The sequence below is a fragment of the Bacillus weihaiensis genome (genome assembly GCF_001889165.1).
In the GTDB taxonomy this organism is placed as follows: domain Bacteria; phylum Bacillota; class Bacilli; order Bacillales; family Bacillaceae; genus Metabacillus; species Metabacillus weihaiensis.
The window spans coordinates 861,932-878,189 of record NZ_CP016020.1 but is presented as its reverse complement, the minus strand read 5'-3'; the positions used below and the strand labels follow the sequence as shown (position 1 = coordinate 878,189).

The following is a 16,258-nucleotide window of genomic DNA, read 5'->3' as shown; positions in this document are numbered from 1 at the left end:
AACATGTCAAAAAAGATTAACTTGCCACCAAAAAAAGAACGTCATCGACTCTTTGGATCAGTAGAACCTGGTGTAAAACTTAAACCTACTGAAAAAGATAAGATGCCAGATTTGCAAAACTCAAAAAAAGATTTTCTTTTCACAATAGATGCAGTGGGGATAAGCAATGTTAAACATCCAGTAATAATCGAATCTAGTTTAAACCCAGCACAACAAACAACGATTGCTACATTTAAAATGACGAGCAAAATTTCACATGATGCAAAAGGAACAAATATGAGCCGCTTTACAGAGCAGCTTGAAAAGTATCGTCAGGATGGCGGCTTTGTCATCTCAACGCAAAATCTATATGATTTTACGAAAGAATTAGCAGCGCGCTTAAAACAAAAGGATGCGAGTATTGAACTTACATTCCCTTGGTTCTATGAAAGAAAAGGACCAAGCTCTGAACTAGTCGGATTGAATCATGCTGAGGCTTCCATCTCAGTCACATACGATGAAGAAGCAGGATTTAGAACAACCGCTTCGCTCACATGTGCAGTCACAACGCTTTGTCCTTGCTCCAAGGAAATAAGTGAATATAGTGCACATAACCAACGAGGCTTTATTACAATGGAAGTAGAACTTTCAGAAGATTATCAGGAGCAGGTTGACTGGAAAGCAGCTCTTTTAGAAGCAGCAGAAACAAACGCTAGTGCTATGATTCATCCAGTCCTAAAACGTCCTGATGAAAAAATGGTAACAGAAACTGCGTATGAAAATCCTCGCTTTGTTGAAGACATGGTTAGACTTGTAGCAGCAGATTTATATGAACTTGATTTCGTTCAGGCGTTCACTGTGAAATGTCGTAATGAAGAATCTATTCATCTTCATGACGCAATCGCAAGCTTAAGCTATAGAAAATAATCTTTATTAGAGGCTGGGACAGAAGTGCCTGGCACCTTATCGTAACGATTATATGTACGCACTGATTTATCTAGTGCACACAATAGATTGTATCGGAGGGTGCCTGGCTCTTTGTTTTGTCCCAGCCTCTTTTGTTTCATCTAATGTTTATACAAAAAAAGGATCCAACCCCTTCTCTGGGACCAGATCCTTTAGTCTACACGGAACGTTTATACTCTAATTCTCTTATTCTCTTTACATCACTTATCCGAAGACTTTAGAGAGCTCTTCTTTATCTTGATTTAACCAATAGCGCATCATACGTTTCGCACCTTCGAGGTCATGAAGCTTTGCTTGACCACACTGTGTTTCATTTGCTGCTGGAATTTCGGTAATATCGATAGCCGCTTTGAGAGTATCCTCCATTAAATCAATAATTTCCGATACTTCAGGTGCTCCACTCACAACTAAGTAATATCCTGTTTGACAACCCATGGGAGAAATATCAATAATATCAAAATGTTCATATTTCTCAACATGCTCTCGGATAGTAAATGCCAATAAATGTTCTAATGTATGAATCGTATCAGGCTTCATCGCTTGTTTATTTGGCTGACAAAAGCGAATATCAAATTTATTTACCTCTCCATCACTCCCCACCTTATGTACACCACAATGACGAACATACGGGGCTTTCACTGCGTGATGATCTAATTCAAAACTTTCAACTGAAGGCATATTATCCTCTCCCTAAAAAAGTTATCATTAGCCATATCATATGTAGTTTTAGTATGATAAGACTACATGAATGAACCAAGATCCAAAATAAAATGAAAAGAAGGTTATAAGGTTGAAACATCTATTCATCGCATTGATTAAGTTTTATCAAAAATTCATTTCCCCCTTAACTCCACCATCCTGTAGGTTCTATCCAACTTGTTCACATTATGGATTAGAGGCATTTCGACGCTTTGGATTTTTTAAAGGGGCTTACTTAACAATCATTCGGATCTTAAAATGTCACCCTTTTCATCCAGGTGGATTTGATCCAGTTCCAGAAAAAATCAAAAAAAACAATTAATTGTTATTCATATCCGTCCACAACAACATCTAATTTACCAGTTGCAGGATCTATTACTAATCCATGAACAGGAATATGTTTAGCTAGTAGTGGATGGTTCTTGATTTTGTCGACACTATCACGAACACTATCCTCGACTTTATCGAACCCTTTTAACCATTCATTTAAGTCCACACCTGAATAGGATAATGTATCAATCTTTTCTTGATCTACCCCATGCTCTACTGCTTTTGTTAAGAATGAATCTGCTTGAAGCTTACTCATACCACAGTCATGATGGCCAATAACACAAATTTCGTCTGCATTTAGTTCGTAAACAGCAACTAAAATACTTCTCATAATACTTCCAAATGGATGTGAAACAATCGCTCCTGCACTTTTTACAATCTTCACATCACCATTTCTTAGATTCATAGCTTGAGGCAATAGCTCAACTAATCTAGTATCCATACATGAAAGGATAACTAGTTTCTTTTCAGGAAACTTCGTTGTTTCAAATTTTTTATATTCCTCATTTGCTACAAATTTTTCATTATGAATGAGAATTTCCTTTATAATTCCCATTAAACCACCTCCAAAAATTTACATACAAATATAAAGAAAACAAATAGTTAAGTCAAGAAGTTTGATTGAAGCCACCAACAATCAACTATATATTTTGAATAGTATAAATATAACATATCTCTTGTCATTTAACTATTAATCCGGTAATATATCATTTATACAAATCGTAAAGATTACTATTTATATATTCTGATTTCTTAAATTTTGTAAAAATAAGTTCTCAAATCGTAATGATTAAGATATAATAGTCTGTGCTAATCGTAATCATACTGATTTACGGAAGGAGACCGAAATGAAAAAATATACTTTATTAGTAACTGGAATAATTCTCTCACTTATACTGTTAGCTGGATGTAACGCTGAGAACGAAACATCGTCAGAAAATCAATCAGAGGAGAAATTAAATCTCTATACGACAATTTATCCTCTTGAAGACTTCACAAAAAAAATTGGAGGAGATTTAGTAAATGTACAAAATATTTTCCCTCCTGGAGCAGATGCTCACACTTATGAACCGACAACTAAAATAATGGTTGATATCGCAAATTCAGACGGGCTAATTTATTCAGGGGTCGGATTAGAGAGCTTCGCTACAAAAATCCAGACTTCTCTAGAAAAGGAAGATGTTGCGTTCATTAATGCGGGTGAAGGTTTAGAGCTAGTTGATATGCACTCTGAGGACGAACACGCTGCTAAAGAAGATACTCATTCTGAGGATGAGCACGCTGCTGAGGAAGAAGATCACTCTGATCATGAACACGCTACTGAGGAAGACACTCATTCTGAGGATGAGCACGCTGCTGAGGAAGAAGATCACTCTGATCATGAACACGCTACTGAGGAAGACACTCACTCTGAGGACGAGCACGCTGCTGAGGATGATACTCATTCTGAGGATGAGCACGCTGCTGAAGAAGATACTCATTCTGAGGATGAACATGGACATAATCATGGTGATACTGATCCACATGTATGGATTGACCCAATTCGTTCTATTACATTAGCCGAAAATATAAAAAATGCTTTAGTAGAACTTCACCCAGAAGGTGCAGACACATTTGAAAAGAACTTTTCAGATTTAAAATCAAAATTAGAAGAATTAGACACCAAATTTTCTACTGTTATAGAAAGCTCAGATAAAAAAGAAATACTTGTTTCACACGCTGCTTATGGTTATTGGGAAGATAAATATGGCCTTGAACAAATCAGTGTGTTAGGGTTGTCTCCTACACAAGAACCATCACAGAAAGAGTTGCAAACAATTATCGAAACAGCAAAAGAACATTCTATAAAGTATATTGTGTTTGAAGAAAATGTTAGTAGTAATATTACAGATATTGTTCAAGGGGAAATTGGAGCAGAGGCTGTTACATTAAGTAATCTAGAAACCATTACAGAAGAACAAATAAACAATAATGAAGATTACTTTAGCCTAATGAATAAAAACCTAGAAACCTTAAAAAAAATATTATCAAACTAAACTGTAGAGGGTGACTCAAAAGGTTGTTAAATAACGACCTTTTGAGCACCTTTTCTTTATCTTTCGTGTAGAAACAAATAATTAGGCTTTTTTAATGAAAAAAGAGGGATTCCTTCCCCTTATTGTTTTCTGCATTTTTTTACAGTTATGTGCAACGCAAAGAAGCCCCCATTCAATCGTATTTTTTTTGAGGCCACGCATTGAAAAGCGTCTGAACTGCTGATTATGTTTTATTTGTCCAAATACACTTTCTATATCACATTTTCGTTGGCTATATCATTTTCGTCCTTCTTCACTCTGAAGACGTTCACGAATCTTTTTTCGTATTTTTCTGTCGCTTTTCTCCAAACAAATGTATATTGATTTGCATTTGCTTCTATCTTAGTCCCATCAACAAAATAGTGCTCCAGCTTTACCAATCCTTTTTACTCTACAATTGAAAAGAAGACTTGATAGATAATGTCTTTCATACGATCAGATCGAAACCGATTGATCGTTCGAAAATCAGGAGTTTCACTACCCGATTTTTTTGTTGTTTAATTATTCTTTAAAAAAGACTGTTTTCGTAGGGGTTTTTCTTCTATGAATACAATTTTAGATCGAAGTGGAATGGAGCGTAAGACACTTGACTCCTGCGGGAAGTGAGGAAAGCAAGTGACTGGAGCGCAATGGAACGTCCCGGTTTTTACGTTAACTGAATTAAAAAGATAAAAGAATGAAAAGAGGCTAACCCAAGGTCTAAAATCTAGACTTTTGGGTCAGCCTCTTTTTTGTTTCTTGTGAAATAAAATTTTTGATGCGAGAGGATATGCACCTCTTCTACATCATCGTATTTCATCCTCTGACAAAAGGCTCTCTTACTTTTTTAGTCTAAGCACCAATAAAAGTATCCCTCTAGAACATAACCAGGAACAAAGAATATTTTTTAGAAAATAGTGGACACTATGGGTGGTTAAGACAAGGAAGGAAAAGAAAGGCGGATCTCAATGGATGATTTAGTTCTAGCGCGATCATTATTCGGAACCACGATGGGGTTTCACATCATTTTCGCTACGTTAGGTGTCGGTTTACCGCTTATGATTTTAGTAGCCGAGCTCCTTTTTCAAAAAACTAAAGATCAGGACTATGCCATTATGGCGAAAAGGTGGACGAAGGGTCAAGCTGTCCTCCTCGGTGTAGCTATTCCTACAGGAACCATTGCTGGTGTACAGCTTGCTTTGCTATGGCCAGGCTTTATGGAAGTGATAGGAAAAGTGATGGCACTCCCTTTCCAAATTGAAATTTATGCGTTTTTTATTGAAGCTTTATTTATGTCGATTTACGTCTATGCGGCAGATCGAATATCTCCTAAAATGCGAATCTTTAGTGTTTCTCTTGTTTTATTAGGAGCTAGCGCTTCAGCAATTTTAATCACAAATGTACATGCATTTGAGGGAACACCAGCCGGTTTTCGGATAAATAATGGTGAAATTGTAGACGTGGATCCATGGGCAGCATTTTTTAATCCAAGCTTTTTTATTTCAGCGGCACATGTAGCTGTCTCTGCCTACATGACTGGTGCATTTATGATCAGTACAATTGCTGCGTACAAGATGCTTCGCAACAAAAAAAATTTACGAGTATACCAATTTCATCGGAAGGCGCTCATATTAAGTCTTGTCATCGGTGGCATTTTTTCTTTCTTAACAGCCATAAATGGGCATGAATCCGCACAAATGCTTCATGAATATCAGCCTGAAAAACTAGCTGCAGCTGAGGGACTTTTTGAAACTCAAGACTATGCCTCCTTAACACTTGGCGGTTATACAGACAGAGAATCGAAAGAAGTAAAATACGGTATTGAAATTCCATGGGTTCTGAGCTTTTTATCAGGCAATAGCTTTGATACAGTCGTCGTTGGATTAAATGATTTTCCTGAGGAATATTGGCCACCTTTGTTTGTCCATACACTATTTAACGGGATGGTTATTATAGGTAGCTTTCTAATCTTTTTATCAATTGCTGGATTTGCATGGTTTAAGCTTTTGAAGAAACCGGATTTTCCAAAACTATTCCTATATGCATTCATCTCTGCAGGCCCATTATCTATTCTCTCAATTGAATTTGGATGGATTTTCGCTTGTACAGGAAGACAGCCCTGGGTCATTTATCGAATATTAGCCACAGAAGATGTTGTCACTGGGTCTACTCATATTGGCGTTCTATTCCTATTGTTTTCTCTTATTTATGTGATACTAGGTGCTGCGGTCTTACTTGTGCTTCGCTATTACTTTAAGAGACACCCTGTAGAGAATGAAATAGATCCAGATCCACCCTCTAATTCAACAGGTATGAACGCTTACTAACGAAAGACCATTTAGATAAGAAGAAAAGTTTAGTAGGCTTATGAAAAAGCACTAGTACCATTCATTCTTCAAAGGGGACTAACCAGTACTCCCTTCCCTAAGCGTTGGCTATAAAGATCAATACACTTAACCTAGTTTACACATACAAATTTCTTCATAAAAGGGTGAGTCTTTATGACGGCAGATTCATTATTAGCAATAACGGTTTTATGGGGCTTTGTTTTTATTTATGCTGTAATGGCAACTATGGATTTTGGAGCTGGTTTTTGGTCTATGATCTATATTAATAAAGAAAAAACAAATGCAACCAATATTGCCAATCGTTATCTATCCCCTACCTGGGAAGTGACAAATGTATTTATCGTTGCAATCGTAGTTGCTTTAGTCAGCTTTTTTCCTGGTGCAACCTATATTTTAGGAACTGTTCTTCTAATTCCTGGTAGTATTATTCTTATTTTATTAGCTCTACGAAGCGGATTTTTAGTTTTTTCACATGTCGCAAAGGATTATCAAAAGGGATTAACTTACGTGTCAGGAATATCTGGTTTTATTATTCCCGCCTTATTAATGCTTGTTTTGCCTATTACACACGGTGGATATATAGAAGTAGTGAATGATGTTCACCAATTAAAGTTCGATGCTTTACTAACAAGTCCAAACATTTACGCCTTTATAGGCTTTGCAATAAGTAGCACACTTTTTTTATCTTCTCTCTTACTTGCAGATTATTCTAATGTTGCAGATGAAGTAGATGCATATAGAGTGTATCGCAGAGACGCTCTTATACTAGGACCTACCTCCTTATTAATGGCATTTTTCATTATGCTCACTTTAAAAATGGAAGCAAACTGGCTATATACAAAAATGCTTGATTACATGCCATTTTTAATCGGCTCTGTCCTATTGTTTTTAGTCGCTGGTGCCTCTCTCTTTCTACCGTCCACCAAGAGCGAGCAGCGAATCGGTAGACCCCGCTTGGCTGTTATTGCTGTTACGATACAATATCTACTTGCAAGCTACGCATACGGTAGGGCACATTTACCTTATATGATCTATCCAGATGTGACCATTCAGTCTGGATTCACACATCCAAATACTTTTCGCACATTATTTATCACATATATTGTAGGCTTTCTTATCCTTTTCCCAGGATTTATTTACTTCTGGAAGCTTTTTATGAAAGACAAAAAATACTTAAAACAAAATGAATCTTAAATAATTGGGGGCATTCTAAATGAATGTAAATCCACCTTCATGAATAATAATGGTCCAATGCTCACATCCTATAATGTAAAAAATGAGTGGGGGTAATGATGATGGAAGAAAGCTTACTTGAATCGTTTCGTAAAGAAGTAAATAGTAAAAATGCAGAGTCCTTCCCAGCGTTTGTCGATTCTTTTACAAACCTCTGGGATTATGAATTTGGTTCACTAGACAATTTACCTCATGATGTAGATCAACTTGTTGCTGATCGAGCTGTTGAATACGGATTAATGGAATAATTACTACCTGTACGTTATCTTTTAAATCCTTTATAGGATATGCTTGTTAGCCTAGACAGAGCCTCACATGTTGAATAGGCTTCATCTAAAGAAGAAAGCTATTGTATATAGTTTGTTCGACAGGTAAACAGGTATTCTCTTGAGCAACAAAAAGGTCCCAATTCAAATATGAATCGGGACCTTTATAATGGATTCAGCTTTAAGTTGTAACACTAGTAGCTTTTGATAATTTTCTCTGTGCACGTTTTTTTGCAATGAGCCCATGCTTCGGTGAAAAAAGGAAAGCTAGAGCAAATAGAATTCCTGTAGCAGTTGCCATGGAACCTGCTATTGATACGTTTAACATTGTGGCCGCATAATATCCCGAAACAGCTGAAAATACACCAATACCCGCACTAATGAATAACATATTTAAAAGTTTATCTGTTAGCAAATAAGCTGTTGAAGCTGGGACAATTAACATAGCCACAACCAATATTGCACCAACACTATCAAATGAAGCTACTGTCGTTATCGATAGCATCCCCATCTGTAAATAGTGAATAAATAAAACAGGAATTCCAATCGCAATTGCCATTTCTGGATCAAATGAGCTTATTTTAAATTCCTTATAAAAAGCGATAATAATAAGGAGATTAACGATAAACACGAAAGACAGTAACCATACCGCTTTCGGACCTAAATCCATTCCGTTCCATTCTACTGTATCCCAAGGTATAAATGTAATCTCACCCATTAACGCATGATCGACGTCTAAATGAATGTCACCAATTGAGGTAGAGAGAATGATGACTCCTATGGCAAATAGCGAGGTAAAAACGATACCAATTGCCGCATCAGACTGTACTCCTTTTCCACTTAGCACTTGCACTAACAAAGCAGTTAATAACCCTACTACAACAGCCCCAATTAACAATGAAGGGCCCTCTAAGCTTCTACTGACTAAATATCCACCCACTATACCTAATAAAACAGTATGTGAGATGGCATCTGCTAACATAGCCATTTTTCTTAATACTAAGAAGCATCCAATCATCGCACACGTAATACCTACTAAAGAGCCTGTTATAATAATCCACGCATCATAACTCATTACACCATCAACCTCCTATTTGCTACACTAGAAGATTCAGGTGTTAATAGTGGTATACGATTGTGTATACTCAATAGTTTGATTAGCTGATCCTTTGTTTCAGAAGAAAGTGCTTGTAAGTTAAGATCGTCCCTTGTTTTTAACTCTAAATGAGCAAATTCCATTTCGTGCATTAAATACATTTCAAATAGTCTTTGTTGTAATACTAAGTCATACGCTGCTTCTATTCCAGCATCTGTTAATATCCAGCTACCTTCACTTGCTTTCTTAATATACTGTTTATTCTCGAGGACCTTAATAGCATACTGGAAATACACAGGTGTGACCTTTCTTTTTTGTAAAACTTCTTTCTCAGTAATACTTTTCAGATTCCCACCTTCAGCTATATCGTAAAAGCTTAGGAAAATTTGTTCCATCGCTGTGCGTTTCTTTAAAGACAGCTGCTTCAAGAACTTAGCAAGCAATCCACGTTTTGGAGCAAATATAAGAGAAATGATAAACATGAGCGTAGCTGCAATGATAATTAATGGACCTGTTGCCATACCTTCCATAATGGTACTTAACAGCGTACCTGCTACACCTGAAATACCACCAATCAGACCTGATATGATGATCATGTGACTTAATTTATCTGTCCAATATCTAGCACTTATGGCTGGTGTAATAAGCATCGCTGCCATAAGAATTACTCCTACCGTTTGTAAACCAATGACAACCGAACAAACGATTAAAAGTAGTAGCAACCCATTAAAGAACTTTGCAGGAATTCCAATTCCTTTCGCAAACTGAGGATCAAACGTCAGTAACTTAAACTCTTTATAAAAGATAGCGGTGATGATAAGCAACATGATCGCAATAATTGTAATTAACCTTACATCTGCCCCGACCATTGATGCTGCCTGACCGAAAATAAAATCATCTAAACCGCTTTGATTACCAGCTCCATTGTGTTGAATATATGTTAACAACACAATTCCAAAACCGAAAAACACAGAAATAATTATCCCTAAAGCAGAATCTTCTTTAATTCTTGAATGATTTATGATCACTTGGATAATAAAAGAAGATAGTAGCCCCGCTATGGCTGCACCTACTAAGAACCAAAGTAAGGATTTTGATCCATAAAGGATAAAAGCTATACATACACCTGGTAATGCAGCATGAGCCATCGCATCTCCTATTAAGCTTTGTTTTCTTAATAATGTAAAGCTTCCAACGACTCCGCTTGCAATACCTAGGAGCATTGTGCCGATTAATACCCACTGTGTATTAGGATTTTGAAGTTGTGATACTATTTCTTCAAGCATTTCACTTCACTCCTAGAATAATGTTCATGAAATCAGCTTATTTACTAACTAAAACTGACTGATCTTGTAAGAATGTTAACTTGCCACCATAAGTTTTTTGCAAATTATCAATAGTAAATGTTTCTTTTGTTGGACCAAAAGCTACTTTTCTCATATTTAACAACAGCACCCAATCAAAATATTCATCTACCGTTTGTAAATCATGGTGAACAACTAAAACGGTTTTTCCCTTCGCTTTTAATTCATTTAACAAGGAAATAATAGCTCGTTCTGTTGCAGCATCCACTCCAACAAATGGTTCATCCATAAAATAAACATCCGCATCCTGCGCTAGAGCTCTTGCCAAGAAAACGCGTTGCTGTTGTCCGCCTGATAGCTGACTAATTTGTCTATTCTCAAATTCTAACATACCTACTTTTTTTAAACATTCTCTTGCAAATTCAACATCCTTTTTACCAGGTCGTTTAAACCAGCCAACATGACCGTATCTTCCCATTAAGACTACATCTAATGCATTTGTAGGAAAGTCCCAATCAACAGAACCTCTTTGAGGGACATAGCCAACCTTTTTACGCTGCTTTTTATATTGATTTCCGTATATTTTCACTTCACCAGAAGCTGTAGGAATAAGCCCTAAAATTCCTTTAATAAGAGTAGATTTACCAGCACCATTCGGACCAATTATACCAATTAGCTTTCCTTCTGGTACTTCAAAGCTTACCTCTTGTAGTACAGGCTTTTGGTGATAAGCAATTGTTAAATTCTCCACTTGAACAGGAATCATTCAATACACCAACCTTATTTGACTATTAATTGAAAAGCTAAGAAATAATCTCCTTAGCTTTTCTGCTTTATTCATCTATAGTTATACTTTATTTTAAAGACGAGACAATTGTGTCAATATTATGCTTAAACATTCCTACATACGTACCTTCGTTTGTACCTTCTTCACCCATCGCATCTGAGAAAAGCTCTCCACCAATCACCACTTCATGGTTTTCCTTTTTCGCTCCCTCAACTACTGCGTTAATGGATTTCTCGGAAATACTACTTTCAATGAATACAGCTTTAATTTTTCGATCCACTAATGTATCAACTAATGATTGGACATCCTTTAAACCATATTCAGAATCTGTACTTAGTCCCTGTAATCCCATTACCTCTAAACCATATGCATGACCAAAATATTTAAAAGCATCATGTGCTGTCACTAACACACGGCTTTCCTCAGGAATTGTTTCAATTTGCTCTTGTGCGTATGCATGTACTTCCTCTAATTCTTTTCTGTACTTCTCCGCATTTTCTTCAAAGAGCTCTTTATTTTCTGGCGATAATTCTGAAAGCTGCTCTTTGACCACATCAACAGCATAAAGCCATGCTGGGATATCAAACCATACGTGTGGATCATGTGCATTTGAATCATCAGCACCTAATAGCATATCTTCTGGAATGTCGTCTGCAACTGCTACTGTTGGTTTATCCTCTGACATTTTTTCGAAAATCTCTTCCATTTTACCTTCTAAATGAAGACCATTATAAAGAATTATCTCAGCGTCATTTAGCTTTTTAATATCTCCTTGGGAAGCTTGATAAAGATGAGGATCGACACCAGGTCCCATTAGTGAGGCAACCTCTACTTTGTCTCCACCAACATTTTTCACAATGTCTGCAACTTGACCTGTCGTTGTTGTAACTTTAATGAGTCCATTAGAATCTCCGGATGTTTCATTACTCCCACATGCCGATAACAAAACGACTGCTACCATAGTTGTTACTATACCTGCCAACCACTTTTTCACCTTTGTTTCCTCCATTTCGATACTTATTTTTCTAAATAAGATAACGTTGCTAAGAGAGTTCCCCAACTACTACAACAAAATTAGTCTATGACGTTATTTGGGTTATGTGCCAATAATTTAGCTCGTTTCATCATTTGTTTATGTAGCTAAAAAAGTTTCCCTAATACAAAACTAATGTATTTACCCATATTTGTCAATAAACTTTTCATTCCTTTTTTCATATGTCATCCTTTCTTGTGCTTTGTTGTTGATTAATCTAAATTTCAAGCCATATAGGCTTTTTCACACGAATAGGAAAACCTGAAAAAGCGATCTCTACATACCAATTGTAAACAAAAAAAAGAGAATAACTTAGATATATGCACACCCTTTTTTAAAGAGGTTCACAACATATCTACCGTTATTCTCAAACCTTGAGCAGAGAGAGAAACTTATTTCATTTTAAGAGTTTCTGTTACAATGAAAGTATACTCAATCCTTACATTTCCTTCAAAAATAGAAAAATCAGTTTTAAGCGCTTATTTTAAAAAATTCGAGTATTTAAATGCTATGTAAACGTCCCTCCGATTTATAAGCACATTTGGAAATAGCCATTTAAATTAAATTAAGCTGTGTATACACAAGGTTTTATTAGAGCCATATAATTAATCAATAGATTTAGCTTCTCCTTTTTATTTCCTCTAATTTATGATTTCCTTATTTTTGTACTTCTCAAGAAAATCCCTCTTCACTTTGAAGCCTAAACCAACTTCATTTGGAATGTGGATTGACCCATTTATTACCTTAATCTCAGGATAAACAATGTCTTCCTCCCAGTAGCGTGACGAGGAGGAGATATCCCCTGGAATTGTAAAATTCTCTAATGAAGCTAATGCAATATTATGTGCTCTCGAAATACCTGTTTCAAGCATTCCACCACACCACACATCAATGCCATGCTGACTACATAAATCATGGATTTGTTTGGACACCGTTAATCCTCCAACGCGACCAGGCTTAATATTGATAATTTTACAGCTTCCTAATTCAATCGCTTTTTTGGCATCTGTATAGGATACTATACTTTCATCTAAACAAATTTTTGTCTTCATTTGATCTTGTAATTTCGCATGATCGATAATGTCATCTTCCCCTAGTGGCTGTTCAATCATCATAAGATCGTATTGATCAAGTTCCTTTAATCGATCAATATCCTTCAATGTGTATGAGGAATTAGCGTCCACCATTAACGGAAGGGTTGGGAAATGTCTCCGTATCTCTCGTACAATCTCGATATCCTTTTCAGGTGATATTTTAATTTTTACTCTTTTATACCCTTCAGCTACATGCTTTCTTATCGAATTCAACATCTCTTTAAGGGAAGACATTCCAACGACTACTCCACAATCGATTGTTTTTTTCGTTCCACCCAATGCCTCAGATAAAGAAAGCTTTTGTTTTTTCGCATAAAGATCCCATATCGCACCTTCAATAGAAGCCTTTGCCATATGATTTCGGCGAATAGGCTGTAATAGCTGATATACTTCATTAGGATGTGTGAGTTGTTTTCCAAGTATATGCGGGATAAGTAAATCAGTTAGAATATGATAGCATGTCTTAATTGTTTCCTCTGTATACCAGGGTGTAGAAAAGGCAACTACTTCCCCCCAACCACTAACCCCATCATGATCTATTACTTCCACAAGTAAACTATCTCGATCCACGACATACCCTATATTTGTTTTAAAAGGAGTCTTTAATGTTTGCGAAATAGGATAAATTTTTACAGTCTTAATCTTTATCATTGAGCATGTCCCTTTACACTGTCTTTTAATAGTCTACGCAACAATTTATTGGAGGCATTCCTAGGAAGTTCCGGTAAAATTGTGATAGATTTAGGAATTTTATAGGAGGCCAAATATTCTTGACAGTGTTCTAAAATGTTTTGGTCGCCTCGTTCATCATGTAGGACAACAAAAGCATGCGGAATCTGTCCCCACGTCTCATCCTCTATTCCAACTACACCAGCGTCCTTCACATTTGAATGTGACAACATAACCCCTTCAATTTCAGCAGGATAAATATTCTCTCCACCCGAAATAATTAAGTCTGTTCGACGATCAAGAACATATAAAAACCCATCCTCGTCTTTATAACCTAAATCCCCTGTATAAAACCATCCATCTACAAAGGATTTATTTGTTTCCTCTTCTCTTTTCCAGTACCCTTCTGTTACATTTGGTCCTTTGACAACAATCTCTCCTTCTTCATTCGGAGCACAAGACTGACCAGAATTTTCAATCCTAACTTCACATTGAAATAGTGGTTTGCCTGCAGAACCAAGCTTCTTAAGACAGTATTCAGGAGACAGAGTGACAATCTGTGAAGCTGTTTCTGTCATTCCATACGTTTGATAGACTGGTATTCCCTTTTTTACGCATACCTCCAATATCGGTCTTGGGATAGGTCCACCACCTGTAAGCATACAACGAAACGTCGTTGGATATTCATCCGTACCAAGTGCATCTACCATTTGCTTTAACATGGTAGTAACGACAGATACAATAGTTACTTTATCCTGCTGAATGGCTCGATTCATTTTGACAGGATCAAATTTATCATGCAGGACAATGCAGATACCATAAAGAACACTGCGAATTAAAATAGATAAACCACTAATATGATAAAGCGGAACAGCCAGTAACCATCTGTCGGTTGATTGGAGACCTAAGTTTAAAGTAGAGCCGATTGCACTTGACCAGTGATTTTGAAAAGTCTGTATAACACCTTTTGGGTGACCAGTTGTTCCTGATGTGTACATAATCGTCGCCACATCACGTAAATCTATTTCTGTTTCTTCTTCAAATTTTTCAAATGAAGGTAGATCCTCTAATTGATCATGATAGAGAATTTCTACAGTTTTAATCGAGTCTACAATCTCTGCATAATAGCGATCACATAGTATGAAACTTACTTCTGCATTCTGAACCTGCCATTCAACTTCTTGGGATGAAAGCCTCGTGTTTAATAGGACTGTTCTAACACCAATTAAAAAGCAAGCGTGAATAGTAATCACCATATCTACACTATTTTTCATCAATAATGCAATGTGCTGTCCTTTTTTCAAGCTATAGGAATGCTTTAAAAAGCTTGCTCTGCGTTGTGAAGCCGTATAAAGCTCTCGATAAGTGTACTCTTTTTGTTCTGATTTAATTGCAAGCCTGTCTGGTGTTAATTCAGCCCGTTGCCTTAACCAATTTGGCATGTAACTCATCATTGTGCCTCCTCTAGTAAACAAATTAGCTTGGTACCTGTTCACATCCTATTTATTCATCGTACAAAAAACAGCCTGATGAGAGATCATCAAGCTGTTTTTGTTGGTACCTAATGGGTACTTAAGGGAAACGTGGGAATTGTTTAAAGTCAGGTGAACGCTTTTCTTTAAATGCGTCACGACCTTCCTTCGCTTCATCCGTTGTATAATAGAGGAGAGTCGCATCTCCTGCAAATTGCTGAATACCAGCTAAACCATCTGTGTCTGCATTAAACGCAGCCTTTAAGAAACGAATAGCAGTTGGACTCTTTTCTAAGATTTCCTCACACCATTTTACCGTTTCTTCCTCCAATTGCTCTAATGGTACAACTGTATTAACAAGACCCATATCAAGAGCTTCTTGGGCACCATATTGTCTGCATAAATACCAAATTTCACGTGCTTTCTTGTGACCAACGATTCTAGCAAGATAGCCAGATCCATAACCAGCATCAAAGCTTCCTACTTTAGGACCAGTTTGTCCAAAAACAGCATTGTCTGCAGCAATTGTAAGATCACATACGATATGTAGTACGTGTCCTCCTCCGATCGCATAACCTGCTACCATTGCAATAACTGGTTTTGGGATAACACGAATTAATCTTTGTAAATCAAGAACATTTAGACGTGGAATTTGATCGTCTCCAACGTATCCACCGTGACCACGAACTTTTTGATCTCCACCTGAACAGAAAGCCTTGCCACCTTCACCTGCTAAAATGATAACTCCTACATTTTGATCATCACGTGCATATGCAAATGCATCAATTAATTCCATTACTGTCTTAGGAGTAAAAGCATTATGTACATGTGGACGGTTTATGGAAATTTTAGCAATCCCATTATATGTTTGATATAAAATCTCTTCGTACTTACGTTCTGAAACCCATTCAATTGCCAATGTAGTTCC

16 protein-coding genes and 1 pseudogene are annotated in these 16,258 nt (G+C 36.6%); 6 read left to right on the top strand and 11 right to left on the bottom strand.

Annotated features, from left to right (window positions below; all coding sequences use genetic code 11):
• The first annotated feature begins 3 nt into the window (after window positions 1-3).
• Window positions 4-906, top strand: coding sequence for a GTP cyclohydrolase FolE2 (gene folE2 / locus A9C19_RS04190; RefSeq protein ID WP_072578773.1), 903 nt, complete (start codon window positions 4-6; stop codon window positions 904-906).
• 243 nt (window positions 907-1,149) lie between these two features.
• Here folE2 and A9C19_RS04185 read toward each other — a convergent pair whose 3' ends face one another.
• Window positions 1,150-1,623, bottom strand: coding sequence for an S-ribosylhomocysteine lyase (locus A9C19_RS04185; protein WP_072578772.1), 474 nt, complete (start codon window positions 1,621-1,623; stop codon window positions 1,150-1,152).
• A 112-nt stretch (window positions 1,624-1,735) separates the two neighbouring features.
• Here A9C19_RS04185 and yidD point away from each other — a divergent pair, with 112 nt between their 5' ends.
• Window positions 1,736-1,966 carry a membrane protein insertion efficiency factor YidD gene (gene yidD, locus A9C19_RS04180; protein ID WP_072578771.1) on the top strand — a complete coding sequence of 77 codons (231 nt, stop codon included), beginning with the start codon at window positions 1,736-1,738 and terminating at the stop codon, window positions 1,964-1,966.
• A 3-nt stretch (window positions 1,967-1,969) separates the two neighbouring features.
• On the opposite strand, the gene A9C19_RS04175 is transcribed toward yidD, so the two are convergent.
• A complete protein-coding gene (locus A9C19_RS04175) occupies window positions 1,970-2,530 on the bottom strand; it encodes a beta-class carbonic anhydrase (RefSeq protein WP_072578770.1) in 561 nt (186 codons plus the stop codon).
• 292 nt (window positions 2,531-2,822) lie between these two features.
• On the opposite strand from A9C19_RS04175, the gene A9C19_RS04170 reads away from it, so the two are divergent.
• A complete protein-coding gene (locus A9C19_RS04170) occupies window positions 2,823-4,010 on the top strand; it encodes a metal ABC transporter solute-binding protein, Zn/Mn family (RefSeq protein ID WP_072578769.1) in 1,188 nt (395 codons plus the stop codon).
• Between the two features lie 81 nt (window positions 4,011-4,091).
• Here the strand turns inward: A9C19_RS04170 and A9C19_RS22675 are convergent, their stop codons facing one another.
• Together A9C19_RS22675 and A9C19_RS21300 are read right to left on the bottom strand one after the other, a co-directional pair.
• The gene (locus A9C19_RS22675; protein WP_420835817.1) at window positions 4,092-4,244 is read right to left on the bottom strand and encodes a transposase; all 153 of its coding nucleotides are present in this window, start codon (window positions 4,242-4,244) and stop codon (window positions 4,092-4,094) included.
• Between the two features lie 80 nt (window positions 4,245-4,324).
• Window positions 4,325-4,534: pseudogene (locus tag A9C19_RS21300) on the bottom strand (transposase); the annotation flags it as partial.
• Between the two features lie 462 nt (window positions 4,535-4,996).
• Between A9C19_RS21300 and A9C19_RS04160 the strand changes: the two are divergent.
• From A9C19_RS04160 to A9C19_RS04150, 3 genes are all read left to right on the top strand, one after another.
• Complete coding sequence (locus A9C19_RS04160) at window positions 4,997-6,355, top strand: cytochrome ubiquinol oxidase subunit I (protein WP_072578768.1); 1,359 nt, start codon at window positions 4,997-4,999, stop codon at window positions 6,353-6,355.
• A gap of 174 nt (window positions 6,356-6,529) precedes the next feature.
• Window positions 6,530-7,570 carry a cytochrome d ubiquinol oxidase subunit II gene (locus A9C19_RS04155; protein ID WP_072578767.1) on the top strand — a complete coding sequence of 347 codons (1,041 nt, stop codon included), beginning with the start codon at window positions 6,530-6,532 and terminating at the stop codon, window positions 7,568-7,570.
• A 101-nt stretch (window positions 7,571-7,671) separates the two neighbouring features.
• A complete protein-coding gene (locus A9C19_RS04150; RefSeq protein WP_233499238.1) occupies window positions 7,672-7,857 on the top strand; it encodes a hypothetical protein in 186 nt (61 codons plus the stop codon).
• Window positions 7,858-8,056: 199 nt separating this feature from the next.
• Here the strand turns inward: A9C19_RS04150 and A9C19_RS04145 are convergent, their stop codons facing one another.
• The 7 genes from A9C19_RS04145 to menB form a co-directional block, all read right to left on the bottom strand.
• A complete protein-coding gene (locus tag A9C19_RS04145; protein ID WP_072578765.1) occupies window positions 8,057-8,950 on the bottom strand; it encodes a metal ABC transporter permease in 894 nt (297 codons plus the stop codon).
• Window positions 8,950-10,257: a metal ABC transporter permease gene (locus tag A9C19_RS04140; protein WP_072578764.1), complete on the bottom strand. Its 1,308-nt coding sequence runs from the start codon at window positions 10,255-10,257 to the stop codon at window positions 8,950-8,952. The genes A9C19_RS04145 and A9C19_RS04140 overlap by 1 nt, the downstream gene beginning before the upstream one ends.
• Window positions 10,258-10,294: 37 nt before the next feature.
• Window positions 10,295-11,041: a metal ABC transporter ATP-binding protein gene (locus A9C19_RS04135; RefSeq protein WP_072578763.1), complete on the bottom strand. Its 747-nt coding sequence runs from the start codon at window positions 11,039-11,041 to the stop codon at window positions 10,295-10,297.
• Between the two features lie 88 nt (window positions 11,042-11,129).
• The gene (locus A9C19_RS04130) at window positions 11,130-12,071 is read right to left on the bottom strand and encodes a metal ABC transporter solute-binding protein, Zn/Mn family (RefSeq protein WP_072578762.1); all 942 of its coding nucleotides are present in this window, start codon (window positions 12,069-12,071) and stop codon (window positions 11,130-11,132) included.
• 665 nt (window positions 12,072-12,736) lie between these two features.
• Entirely contained in the window at window positions 12,737-13,840 is a 1,104-nt protein-coding gene (gene menC, locus A9C19_RS04125; RefSeq protein WP_072578761.1) for an o-succinylbenzoate synthase, read from the bottom strand.
• Window positions 13,837-15,309 (bottom strand): o-succinylbenzoate--CoA ligase, encoded by a 1,473-nt coding sequence (locus A9C19_RS04120; protein ID WP_199445811.1) that lies wholly within the window; start codon window positions 15,307-15,309, stop codon window positions 13,837-13,839. The genes menC and A9C19_RS04120 overlap by 4 nt, the downstream gene beginning before the upstream one ends.
• Before the next feature lie 121 nt (window positions 15,310-15,430).
• On the bottom strand, window positions 15,431-16,249 hold the full coding sequence (gene menB / locus A9C19_RS04115) for a 1,4-dihydroxy-2-naphthoyl-CoA synthase (RefSeq protein WP_072578759.1): 819 nt from the start codon (window positions 16,247-16,249) through the stop codon (window positions 15,431-15,433).
• Between the last annotated feature and the right edge of the window lie 9 nt (window positions 16,250-16,258).

Coding starts and splice junctions, on each gene's coding strand:
- folE2 (WP_072578773.1), top strand. CDS start 4: ATGTCAAAAAAGATTAACTTGCCACCAAAAAAAGAACGTCATCGACTC.
- A9C19_RS04185 (WP_072578772.1), bottom strand. CDS start 1,623: ATGCCTTCAGTTGAAAGTTTTGAATTAGATCATCACGCAGTGAAAGCC.
- A9C19_RS04175 (WP_072578770.1), bottom strand. CDS start 2,530: ATGGGAATTATAAAGGAAATTCTCATTCATAATGAAAAATTTGTAGCA.
- A9C19_RS04170 (WP_072578769.1), top strand. CDS start 2,823: ATGAAAAAATATACTTTATTAGTAACTGGAATAATTCTCTCACTTATA.
- A9C19_RS04160 (WP_072578768.1), top strand. CDS start 4,997: ATGGATGATTTAGTTCTAGCGCGATCATTATTCGGAACCACGATGGGG.
- A9C19_RS04155 (WP_072578767.1), top strand. CDS start 6,530: ATGACGGCAGATTCATTATTAGCAATAACGGTTTTATGGGGCTTTGTT.
- A9C19_RS04150 (WP_233499238.1), top strand. CDS start 7,672: ATGGAAGAAAGCTTACTTGAATCGTTTCGTAAAGAAGTAAATAGTAAA.
- A9C19_RS04145 (WP_072578765.1), bottom strand. CDS start 8,950: ATGAGTTATGATGCGTGGATTATTATAACAGGCTCTTTAGTAGGTATT.
- A9C19_RS04140 (WP_072578764.1), bottom strand. CDS start 10,257: ATGCTTGAAGAAATAGTATCACAACTTCAAAATCCTAATACACAGTGG.
- A9C19_RS04135 (WP_072578763.1), bottom strand. CDS start 11,041: ATGATTCCTGTTCAAGTGGAGAATTTAACAATTGCTTATCACCAAAAG.
- A9C19_RS04130 (WP_072578762.1), bottom strand. CDS start 12,071: ATGGAGGAAACAAAGGTGAAAAAGTGGTTGGCAGGTATAGTAACAACT.
- menC (WP_072578761.1), bottom strand. CDS start 13,840: ATGATAAAGATTAAGACTGTAAAAATTTATCCTATTTCGCAAACATTA.
- A9C19_RS04120 (WP_199445811.1), bottom strand. CDS start 15,309: ATGAGTTACATGCCAAATTGGTTAAGGCAACGGGCTGAATTAACACCA.